This is a genomic window from Microbacterium xerophyticum (assembly GCF_053543555.1).
In genome coordinates this window covers 127,075-137,262 of record NZ_JBLVOB010000006.1, presented here as the reverse complement: position 1 = coordinate 137,262, position 10,188 = coordinate 127,075, and the positions used below count along the sequence as shown (strand labels likewise).

Genomic DNA, 10,188 nt, shown 5'->3' with positions numbered 1-10,188 from the left:
ACGGTGGGGGGGGCTTCTCCTGTGACAGCGGTCGTGGAGCTGGGGGGAATCGAACCCCCGTCCAACGCTGAGTATCCACGGCTTCTCCGGGCGCAGTCTGTGCAGACGTTCTACTCGGCTCCGACCTTTGTCACAGACACCTAAGTCGACGAGCCCAGCCTGGAAAGAGTCCCGTGTGACGTCCAGACGCCGTCACACAGCAAGATTCCTAGATGACGCCAGGATCCGTATCGGAATCACATACGGTCTGACGGACTATCGGGCTCGCTTATGCAGCGAGGGCGAAGTCGTTGCGCTTTGTTTCGGCAACTATTGTTTTGCAGGGGGCGTTCACGAGATAACCCTGCATCCTCGGCCCGCTTCACGTGAATTCACAAGCACTGTCGAAACCGATCAGCCCCGTGTGTCTTCTCTCGAAGGAACCACTGTCACTCTGTGGATTTATCACCTCGGCTGACGAATCACCCGAGCATCACAGGATACAACGGATTCGCGCCGCATGCTATTCCGACGCCGGGTGGGGATGTCGGCCCTGGCGTAGAGTCGCTCTCATGAGCGATGTCATCATCACGGTCCGCGGCGAGAACGAGTCACGCCTCACGCCGGAGCGCGCCACCATCCACGTCACGGTGCGCACCGAGGGATCCGATCGCACGTCGGTCATCGACCAGGTGATGCATCTGTCCGAGCCGGTGCGGACCACCATCGGCGAACGCAATGATGCCGGCACCGTCGTCGAGTGGACCAGCAAGCGACTCGCAGTGAGCGCGGAGCGCCCGTGGAACAACGAGGGCAAGCGCCTGGCGCTCGTGCATCACGCGAGCATCGACTTCAGCGCGACCTTCACCGATCCGACCGAACTGTCCGCATGGGTGTCCGACGTGTCGGCGTGGGACGGCGTCGAGGTGGGCTCCGTCGAGTGGGCTCTCACGCCCGAGACGCGCGCCCGTGTCGAACGCGAGGTCGCCTCCTCGGCAGTCGGCGTCGCCGTCGCCCGCGCCGAGGCCTACGCCGGCGCGCTGGGGCTCACGGAGGTCACCCCTTTGGAGATCGCCGACGTCGGGCTCATCTCGCAGGGACAGGCTCCCGGCGCGCCTCAGATGCTCAAGGCCCGCGGTGCTGCCTTCGCCATGGCCGATTCCGCGCCGACGATGGAATACGAGCCGGACGAGATCGTCGTCTCGGCGACGGTCGAGGCACGCTTCAGCGCGCACTGACCGTCGAGGCTCACACGGCGAACGGCGCCAGTTCCGCCGCGAGCCGCTCTGACACGTGGGCACGGACGTCCGTCCCCTTCTCACCGTGCTCCGCAGAAAGCAGCATCCCCGTCTCGTGGATCGCGGCGACCAGATCGCCGCGATCGTACGGTACGAGTGCGTGCACCTCCACTGCGGGCTTCGGGAGCGCCTCGTCGATCGCCGCCCGCAACTCTTCGATGCCCTCGCCGGAACGCGAGGACACGAAGTGCGCGCGGGGCTCGAGACCCTGCAGCACCAGTCTGTCGTCGTCCGAGATCAGGTCGGCCTTGTTGAAGACCACGATCTCGGGAAGATCGCGCGCGCCGACGTCACCCATCACGTCGCGGACGGTCTGCAGCTGCCCAGCCGGGTCGGGGTGCGATCCGTCGACGACGTGCAGCACGATGTCCGCCTCGCCGACCTCCTCCAGCGTGGAGCGGAACGCCTCGACCAGCTGGTGGGGCAGATTTCGCACGAAACCTACGGTGTCGGTGAATGTGTACACGCGGCCGTCCGCGGTCTCCGTGCGGCGCACCGTGGCGTCCAGGGTCGCGAACAGGGCGTTCTCCACCAGCACTCCGGCGCTGGTCAGCGCGTTGAGGAGGCTCGATTTGCCGGCGTTGGTGTATCCGGTGATCGCCACGGACGGAATCGTGTTGCGCTTGCGCTCGGCGCGCTTGGCTTCGCGTGCAGGCCCGAAGTCGCGGATCTGCCGACGCAGAAGCGCCATCTTGGTGCGGATGCGACGCCGATCCAGCTCGATCTTCGTCTCACCGGGACCGCGTGATCCCATTCCTGCACCGCCGGCGCCCACCTGCCCACCGGCCTGTCGGCTCATGGAATCGCCCCAACCGCGCAGGCGAGGCAGCAGGTACTCGAGCTGTGCGAGCTCGACCTGGGCCTTGCCCTCACGACTCTTGGCGTGCTGGCTGAAGATGTCCAGGATCACGGTGGTGCGGTCGATGACCTTCACCTTCACCACGTCCTCCAGTGCACGCCGCTGGCTCGGTGCGAGTTCGGTGTCGGCGATCACGGTGTCCGCACCGGTCGCGGCGACGAGGTCCTTGAGCTCCTGCGCCTTGCCCCGACCGAGGTAGGTGGCCGGATCGGGGTTCGGTCGACGCTGCAGCACCGCGTCGAGCACCACGGCGCCGGCGGTCTCTGCGAGGGCCGCGAGCTCGCGCAGGGAATTCTCGGCATCCGTCTGGGCACCCTGGGGATACACGCCGACGAGCACGACGTTCTCGAGCCGCAGCTGCCGGTACTCGACCTCTGTGACGTCCTCGAGCTCGGTCGAGAGACCCACGACGCGACGCAGCGCGTGACGATCCTCCAGATCCCACTGGTCGCCGTCGCGATCGGAGTACGCGGCTGTCGAGGAATCCTGCAGCGCCTGCGCGGCGCCGAACACTCGGGCCTTGGTGCGCGTCTGTGCACTTGCAAGCACGCGATCCAGCGTCTCGTCGTTGAGTGTCTCGTCTGTGGCTTTCGTCATCCTCTGCCTTCTGTGTCCGACGCCTTAAGCTTAACCCCGCTGTCCGGTACGCTCGCCGTATGGGGTCTGATCACTACTTCACTGCGGCCCCGGCAAGTGCGGAGAACCTGCGACGCATTCGAGTGACGCTCGCGGGCCGTGAACTCGAAGTGACCACCGCCGGTGGCGTCTTCAGTCCTGACCGCGTCGATGCCGGCACCGCAGTGCTCTTCGCCAGCATGCCCCCGCTGCCGCCGAGCGGGAACTTCCTCGACCTCGGATGCGGGTGGGGGCCCATCAGCATCACCATGGCGCTCGCCTCTCCGCATGCGACGGTGTGGGCGGTCGACGTGAATGAGCGCGCACTCGACCTCGTTCGCAGGAATGCCGAAGCTCTCGGCATCACCAATATCAACGCCGTACTGCCCGACGATGTTCCCGACGACGTCGTGTTCCGCACGATCCGCTCCAATCCGCCGATCCGGGTGGGCAAGAACGTGCTGCACGACATGCTCGAGAAGTGGATCCCGCGTCTCGACGAGCGCAGCGACGCATGGCTCGTCGTGCAGCGCAATCTCGGCGCGGATTCCCTCCAGCGATGGCTCGGCGCGACCTTCCACCCCGGCTACAGCGTCTTCCGCACCGCGACGGGCAAGGGCTACCGCATCCTCAAGATCCGCAGGCACGGCAACCCGCCCACGGAGCCGATCTCACTCGCCTGAGGGGGCGACCCGGCGCGTGCCACGACCGGGTGCGTGCCGACCCGGCGCATGCCGACCAGGTGCGTTCAGACCGTGGCGGTGCGGCGCAGGCTGTAACCCGCACCGCGGTGCTCGTCAGGGAGGCGGTCGCCCCGTCCGTGCAGCTTGTGGCGCAGGGTCCCCTGCACGTACTCGGTCTGGTACACACCGCGACGCTGGAGTTCCGGCACGATGAACTCGACGATGTCCTCGAAGGTGCCGGGTGTGATGGCGTACGCGAGGTTGAAACCGTCGACGTCGGTCTCCTCGACCCACTCCTGAAGGAAGTCGGCGACCTCCGATGGCGAACCGACCACGCGCGGTCCCAGTCCCCCGATGTTGCCGAGTCGCGCGATGTCCCGGACCTTCCACTCCTTGCCGTCCTCGCCGGCCTGCTGGAAGTTCGCGACGGTCGATTGGATCGCATTGCTCTTGACGTTGCCGATCGGCTCGTCGAGGTCGTACTGCGACAGATCGATGCCCATCCACCCGGACATGAACACCAGCGCGCCCTCATCGCTCGCGTACTGGAGGTAGTCCTCATGCTTGGCGTGCGCCTTCTCGCTGGTCTCGTCGGTGATGATCGTCAGCAGCGTGTAGATCTTGGCTGAGTAGCGGTCTCGCCCTGCCTCCTCGAGCGCGTCGCGGATGCGCTTCACCGTGCCCGCGAGCACCGTCTTGGTCGGTGCGGCGACGAAGATCGCCTCGGCGTTCCCCGCGGCGAAGGCGATGCCCCGTGGCGAGGCGCCGGCCTGATAGATGACGGGCGTGCGCTGCGGCGACGGCTCGGAGATGTGGATGCCGGGGACCGTGAAGTGCTCGCCGCGATGTCCGATCTCATGCACCTTCGACGGGTCGGTGAACACCCCGCTCTCGCGGTCGCGGATGACCGCGTCGTCCTCCCAGGACCCCTCCCACAGCTTGTAGGTGACCTCGAGATACTCGTCGGCCACGTCGTAGCGCTGGTCGTGCTCGAGCTGATCGTCATGACCCATGTTGCGGGCGGCGGAGGGCAGATAACCGGTCACGACGTTCCACCCCACGCGTCCGCCGGTCAGATGATCGAGGGTCGACATCCGGCGCGCGAACGGGTACGGATGCTCGTACGCGGTGCCCGCCGTCACGCCGAATCCCAGGTGCTCGGTCACCGCGGCCATGGCGCTGACGAGGAGGACGGGGTCGTTGACCGGCACCTGCGCACCGTGGCGGATGGCGGCCTCGTTCGAGCCGCCGTAGACGTCGTACGTGCCCAGCACATCCGCGATGAAGAGGCCGTCGAAGTGCCCCTGCTCCAGCAATCGTGCCAAGTCGGTCCAGTAGCCGAGCTCCTTGTAGCGCGCGGACTGATCGAGTGGATGCCGCCACATTCCCGAGGACTGGTGCGCGACGCAGTTCATGTCGAAGGCGTTGAAGCGGATCTGCTTGCTCATGTGCACCATCGTGCGCCACGGTGCGCGCCGACGGTACGTCGGGCGTCATCCGACGACTCATTCGTCGGCGGGATATGGACTCAGACGAGGTCGATGGTGCCGCTGTAGACGAGTTGCGCCGGCCCGGACAGCGCGACGTGCTCGCCGTCCTCAGCAGGGAACATCCGCACGCCGAGCGTGCCTCCGGGTACCTCGACGTTCCAGTTGTGCGGCGCGCGCTCCCCCGCCCAGTAGCGCACGGCGAGTGCGGCGGCCGCGACACCGGTGCCACAGCTCAGGGTCTCGCCCACTCCCCGTTCGAACACGCGCATCCTGACGTGCCCGATGCCGTCGCGCACGAGAGGCTCTCCGGGCACGACGAACTCCACGTTCGCGCCGCCCGGCAGCTGAGGCTCGAGTTCGGGGATGTACTCGAGCTCGAGTCCGGCGAGTTCTTCTTCGGAGGCGAGGGCGACCACGACGTGCGGGTTGCCCACGTCGATTCCGAGGCCAGGACGCGCGACGTCGAGGCCGCGGGCTTTCGCGAGGGGGTCGTCTCCGGACAGCCGCCAGCGGCCGAGATCGACCTGATATCCGGTACCGCTGCGCGTGACGTCCCGCACGCCCGCACGAGTGCCGATCGGCAGCGTCGTGCCCGGCTCGATCACGGCGAGACCGGCGCCGACGAGGTAGTGGGCGAAGACACGAATGCCGTTGCCGCACATCTCGGCGATCGATCCGTCGGCGTTGCGATAGTCCATGAACCACTCGGCAGCGGGCTCCTCAGCGAGCGCTGCCGCGCCCTCCGGGATCGCGGCGGAGCGCACGACACGGAGGATGCCGTCTGCGCCGATCCCGAAGTGCCGGTCGCACAGGACGGCGACCTGCTCGGGTGTGAGGTCCAGCTCGCCGTCGGGGTCGGCGATGATGACGAAGTCGTTGCCGGTGCCGTGCCCTTTGGTGAATGCGACCATGACTCCAGTCTAGAGAGGATCGACGCCCCTATTGCTCGTCGAGGATGAGGCGCTTGCCGGTGTTCAAGACGTCGAAGCGCTCATAGCCGAGTCGATCGTAGAACCCAAGTGCGGCGTCGTTGTCGGTTCGAACCATCAGCTGCACCTTCGGGCAGCCCATCTCGACCAGGAGCCGTTCCGCCTCAGCAACCAGGCCACGGCCGATCCCAGATCCGCGGAGTTCGGACGCGGATGCCAGGTAGTAGAGCCATCCGCGATGGCCGTCGTAACCGGCCATCAAGGCGCCCACGATGCGAGACAGGCTGTCGTGCGCGCCGGGAGCCTCGGCCACCAGGAACAGCTCCGGCTGGACCTTCAGTTTGCGTTCGATGTCCTGATAAGGGTCATTCCACGCTCGCGTGAGCCCGGCTTCGCGCCATAACGCCACGACCGCGTCCGTGTCACGCCGCTCGAATGTGCGAATCTGCCAGACCGTGCTGCTCCCGTTCACCCGATCGAGGCTAGCGAACAGAGCGGTCAGCCACGAATCACGCGATACCGCCCGCACATGAAGTCGCGGTTGCGCGCCACCTCGAGGAGCTCGAGATCGAGCGTTCGCGGAAGCAGCGGTGCGCCAGAGCCCAGAGTGACGGGCGCGAACTGCACCCAGACCTCGTCGAGGAGCCCCGCGTCGGCGAACTGTCCGGCGAGATCGCCCCCGCCGACCACCCAGAGGTCTCTGCCGCCGGCGGCCGCGGTCATCGCGGCGTGCACTTCGGAGATCGGGTCGCGGGTGAGAGTGACGTCAGCGCCGTCGGGAACCGCCAGCTCACGATGCGTGAAGACCCAGGTCGGCTGGGTGTATCCCCATCGACCCTGTTCGTGCTCGAGCACCCATTCATACGTCGACGCCCCCATCGCCAGGGCGCCGATCGTCTTCTCGAACTGCTGATAGGCCATCGGCCCGTCGGCATCGATGTCTTGCCTGAGCAGCCAGTCGAGTGAGTGCTCCTGCGTCGCGATGAAACCGTCGAGGCTGGATGCGGTGAAGTAGTGCGTGCTCATGACTCCATCATGAAGGCGGGCACCGACATTCGTCAGAGCAGGTGTTCGAGGTCGTCTCCGGGAGAGAGCCAGGTGAGCTCCGGATAGCGTTTGAACCACGACACCTGACGGCGCGCGTAGCGTCGGGTGAGCGACTGCGTCGCTGCGATGGCCTCGTCCTCGGTCAGCTCCCCCTTCACTTGCGCGAGCGCCTGCGCGTAGCCGATCGCGCGACGGGCTGTCGTGCCCTCCTCCAGTCCCTGCCGCCGCAGATACCGGACCTCGTCCAGCATCCCGTCCGCCCACATCCTCTCGACGCGCCTGTCGAGGCGCTCGACCAGCTCGGATCGCTCGGCCCCGAGGGCGAGGATGCGAGTGGCGCGATGCCAGAGCTCAGGCGCCTCCGGCAGAGCCGCTCCGTGGGTCTTCTCCCCCTGTTCCAGCACCTCCAGCGCGCGCACGACACGGCGCCCGTTCTTCCTGTCGATGCGTGCAGCAGTCGCGGGGTCCGCCGCCTCGAGACGCGCGAACAGCGCAGCGGCACCGTGCTGTTCCAGGTCGTGCTCGAGACGTGCACGGAGGTCGGCGTCCCGGGGCGGGAAGCGGAAATCGAAGATCACGCTGGAGACGTACAGCCCGGAGCCGCCCACCAGGATCGCATCGCCTCCGCGGGAGTGGATGTCCTCGATCGCGGCGCGCGCGAGTGGCTGGTACCAGGCGACGGCAGCCTCGTCGCGCACATCACGCACGTCGAAGAGATGATGAGGGATACCGCGCCGTTCTGCGACGGGGAGTTTGGCCGTGCCGATGTCCATGCCCCGATACAGCTGCATCGCGTCGGCATTCACGATCTCGGCGGGATTGCCGCGGTCGCGCAGCTGTTCTGCGAGGTTCAGCGCCAGGTCGCTCTTGCCGGTTCCCGTCGCACCGACGACCGCCCACAGGCGATTCACGACTCTCCTCGCCGCTTCGCCGAAACCCGAGGTCTCGGCCGGAACCCGGGGTCTCGGCGAGTCAGACACCGGCGCGAAGTGTGGGCAGGCCGAGCGACACCGCACGCGGCGCACCGGTGTCCCCTGCCGGCGCCGGGACGCCGCAGGACTCGGCCTGTGCGCGATCCCAGGCATCTCCGCCGCGCGTGCGCCGGATGCGCAGCGGCGCACCGCTCGGGTCGTCGGCGAGCAGGTGGAACGGCGCGCCGTGCGTGATCTTCACGGTCACGACGTCGCCAGGGCGCGGGATGTCGGAACCCTCGGTGACCTCGAAGTGCACGAGTCGGTTGTCTTCGGCTCGGCCAGTGAGGCGGTGGGTCTCGGCGTCCTTCTTGCCTTCGCCGACGGAGACCAGCACCTCGACCTCGCGGCCGACCTGCTTCTGGTTCTCCTCGAGCGAGATGCGCTCCTGAAGTGCGAGGAGCCGGTTGTAGCGCTCCTGCACCACTTCCTTCGGCACCTGGTCCTCCATCGTCGCCGCGGGAGTGCCCTCGCGGATCGAGTACTGGAATGTGAAGGCGTTGGCGAATCGCGCCTGTTCGACGACCCGCATGGTGTCTTCGAAGTCCTCGTCGGTCTCGCCGGGGAATCCGACGATGATGTCGGTGGAGATCGCGGCGCTGGGCATCCGTTCGCGCACACGATCGAGGATGCCGAGGAACTTCGAGCTGCGGTACGAGCGGCGCATCGCCTTGAGCACGCGATCGCTGCCGGACTGCAGGGGCATGTGCAGCTGCGGCATGACCGACGGCGTCTCCGCCATGGCGTCGATGACGTCATCGGTGAAGGCGGCGGGATGCGGGCTGGTGAATCGGATGCGCTCGAGGCCGTTGATCTCGCCCGCCGCGCGCAGCAGCTTGCTGAAGGCCTGCCTGTCGCCGAACTCGACGCCATAGGAGTTGACGTTCTGACCGAGCAGGGTGACCTCGATCGCGCCGTCCTCCACGAGCAGCCGGATCTCGTTCAGGATGTCACCGGGACGACGGTCCTTCTCCTTGCCTCGCAGGCTCGGGACGATGCAGAAGGTGCAGGTGTTGTTGCAGCCGACCGAGATCGACACCCAGCCACTGTGCGCGGAGTCGCGCTTGGTCGGCAGCGTGGAGGGGAACACTTCGAGGGACTCGAGGATCTCGAGCTCGGCGTCACCGTTGTGGCGCGCACGTTCGAGCAGCCCCGGCAGCGAGCCCATGTTGTGCGTGCCGAACACGACATCGACCCACGGTGCCTTGTCGAGTACGGCGTCCTTGTCCATCTGCGCGAGGCAGCCTCCGACGGCGATCTGCATGCCCTCCTTGCGGCGCTTGATCGAGGCCAGGTGCCCGAGCGTGCCGTAGAGCTTGCCCGCGGCGTTGTCGCGCACGGCACAGGTGTTGATGATGACGACGTCCGCCTCCGTGGCGGCCTCGGCGCGCACGTATCCGGCGCTCTCCAGGGAGCCGGACAGTCGCTCGGAGTCGTGGCCGGTCATCTGGCACCCGAAGGTGCGCACCTCATAGGTCCGTTGACGTCCGTCGGCGTCGACGGCCGCCGACGAGGCCTGGATGATCGTCGGTTCGCTGCTCAGGATAGTCATGGTGAACCCATTCTACGAGCGATCCGGCAGGGTCACTCCGAGTCGACGAACCGCACCCCGCTGGTCGCCTTTCCGAGGGTCGCCTCGCTCAGCGCGGTCCGCGCCGCGCTCATCGCCACTGACCCTCCGTAGCCCCGACGTGCGAGTTGTCCGGTCAGACGGCGCAGTGCGGTGTCGTATTCGAGCCGTGCCATCGAACGCGCCTTGGTCCGGGCGAATTCCAGCGCACGTTCGGCGTCGTCGTCAGGCAGGTCGCCGAGTGCCATGTCGATGACGTCTCGCGGAATGCCCCGCTGCGCCAGGGCCCGTGAGAGCGCGACGCGACCCTGGCCTTTGCGCTCGATCCCGGAGATCACCAGTTGCTCAGCGAGGATCGAGTCATCGAGGTATCCGCGACGGCAGAAGTCGTCGATCACATCGTCGATCTGCGATTGAGTGAGATCGTGGCCGCGCAGAACCTGACGCGCCTCGGAGATCGACAACGACCGCGCTCGCAGCTTGCGCACGAGAGACTCCTCGCCGGCGGTGCGAACCTGATCCGGGTCGGGTGACGACGGGTCGGGTGACGATGGGTCAGATGACGGCCGATCGGACACTGCCTCATCGCGATCACGATCCGTCTCGCGGCGATTGCCCGCGTCGACCGTCGTCATGTCGCGTCGTCGCGGCGATTCCTCCCCGCGCGTCGCCGGCAGCGCCGAAGCCGGAACGAGCTTCCCACCGAAGAGGGGGATCACGGGGGCGCGGCGCGCCTCGCCCCCGTGA

10 protein-coding genes and 1 other RNA gene are annotated in these 10,188 nt (G+C 67.1%); 2 read left to right on the top strand and 9 right to left on the bottom strand.

Annotation, left to right across the window (positions count from 1 at the left end):
* Positions 1–31: 31 nt before the first annotated feature.
* Positions 32–401, bottom strand: a transfer-messenger RNA (tmRNA) gene (gene ssrA, locus ACNPNP_RS07225).
* A gap of 150 nt (positions 402–551) precedes the next feature.
* Here ssrA and ACNPNP_RS07220 point away from each other — a divergent pair.
* A complete protein-coding gene (locus ACNPNP_RS07220; RefSeq protein ID WP_448965377.1) occupies positions 552–1,217 on the top strand; it encodes an SIMPL domain-containing protein in 666 nt (221 codons plus the stop codon).
* A 10-nt stretch (positions 1,218–1,227) separates the two neighbouring features.
* On the opposite strand, the gene hflX is transcribed toward ACNPNP_RS07220, so the two are convergent.
* Positions 1,228–2,733, bottom strand: coding sequence for a GTPase HflX (hflX, locus tag ACNPNP_RS07215; protein ID WP_448965376.1), 1,506 nt, complete (start codon positions 2,731–2,733; stop codon positions 1,228–1,230).
* 59 nt (positions 2,734–2,792) lie between these two features.
* Here hflX and ACNPNP_RS07210 point away from each other — a divergent pair, with 59 nt between their 5' ends.
* Positions 2,793–3,434 carry a class I SAM-dependent methyltransferase gene (locus ACNPNP_RS07210; RefSeq protein ID WP_448965375.1) on the top strand — a complete coding sequence of 214 codons (642 nt, stop codon included), beginning with the start codon at positions 2,793–2,795 and terminating at the stop codon, positions 3,432–3,434.
* Positions 3,435–3,499: 65 nt separating this feature from the next.
* On the opposite strand, the gene ACNPNP_RS07205 is transcribed toward ACNPNP_RS07210, so the two are convergent.
* From ACNPNP_RS07205 to ACNPNP_RS07175, 7 genes are all read right to left on the bottom strand, one after another.
* Entirely contained in the window at positions 3,500–4,882 is a 1,383-nt protein-coding gene (locus ACNPNP_RS07205; protein ID WP_448965374.1) for an LLM class flavin-dependent oxidoreductase, read from the bottom strand.
* A gap of 80 nt (positions 4,883–4,962) precedes the next feature.
* Positions 4,963–5,835, bottom strand: a complete 873-nt coding sequence (gene dapF / locus ACNPNP_RS07200; RefSeq protein ID WP_448965373.1) for a diaminopimelate epimerase — start codon at positions 5,833–5,835, stop codon at positions 4,963–4,965.
* 28 nt (positions 5,836–5,863) lie between these two features.
* A complete protein-coding gene (locus ACNPNP_RS07195) occupies positions 5,864–6,325 on the bottom strand; it encodes a GNAT family acetyltransferase (protein ID WP_448965372.1) in 462 nt (153 codons plus the stop codon).
* 26 nt (positions 6,326–6,351) lie between these two features.
* Positions 6,352–6,879, bottom strand: a complete 528-nt coding sequence (locus ACNPNP_RS07190) for a dihydrofolate reductase family protein (RefSeq protein WP_448965371.1) — start codon at positions 6,877–6,879, stop codon at positions 6,352–6,354.
* Between the two features lie 32 nt (positions 6,880–6,911).
* On the bottom strand, positions 6,912–7,811 hold the full coding sequence (gene miaA / locus ACNPNP_RS07185) for a tRNA (adenosine(37)-N6)-dimethylallyltransferase MiaA (protein ID WP_448965370.1): 900 nt from the start codon (positions 7,809–7,811) through the stop codon (positions 6,912–6,914).
* 61 nt (positions 7,812–7,872) lie between these two features.
* Positions 7,873–9,423: a tRNA (N6-isopentenyl adenosine(37)-C2)-methylthiotransferase MiaB gene (gene miaB / locus ACNPNP_RS07180; RefSeq protein WP_448965369.1), complete on the bottom strand. Its 1,551-nt coding sequence runs from the start codon at positions 9,421–9,423 to the stop codon at positions 7,873–7,875.
* Between the two features lie 32 nt (positions 9,424–9,455).
* Positions 9,456–10,188 (bottom strand): regulatory protein RecX (locus ACNPNP_RS07175; RefSeq protein WP_448965368.1); only part of this gene is annotated, 733 nt, incomplete at its 5' end.

What these genes read in the sequence shown, in the direction of transcription:
- ACNPNP_RS07205 (WP_448965374.1), bottom strand. Translation starts at nt 4,882, where the DNA reads ATGAGCAAGCAGATCCGCTTCAACGCCTTCGACATGAACTGCGTCGCG.
- dapF (WP_448965373.1), bottom strand. Translation starts at nt 5,835, where the DNA reads ATGGTCGCATTCACCAAAGGGCACGGCACCGGCAACGACTTCGTCATC.
- ACNPNP_RS07190 (WP_448965371.1), bottom strand. Translation starts at nt 6,879, where the DNA reads ATGAGCACGCACTACTTCACCGCATCCAGCCTCGACGGTTTCATCGCG.
- miaB (WP_448965369.1), bottom strand. Translation starts at nt 9,423, where the DNA reads ATGACTATCCTGAGCAGCGAACCGACGATCATCCAGGCCTCGTCGGCG.
- hflX (WP_448965376.1), bottom strand. Translation starts at nt 2,733, where the DNA reads ATGACGAAAGCCACAGACGAGACACTCAACGACGAGACGCTGGATCGC.
- ACNPNP_RS07220 (WP_448965377.1), top strand. Translation starts at nt 552, where the DNA reads ATGAGCGATGTCATCATCACGGTCCGCGGCGAGAACGAGTCACGCCTC.
- ACNPNP_RS07210 (WP_448965375.1), top strand. Translation starts at nt 2,793, where the DNA reads ATGGGGTCTGATCACTACTTCACTGCGGCCCCGGCAAGTGCGGAGAAC.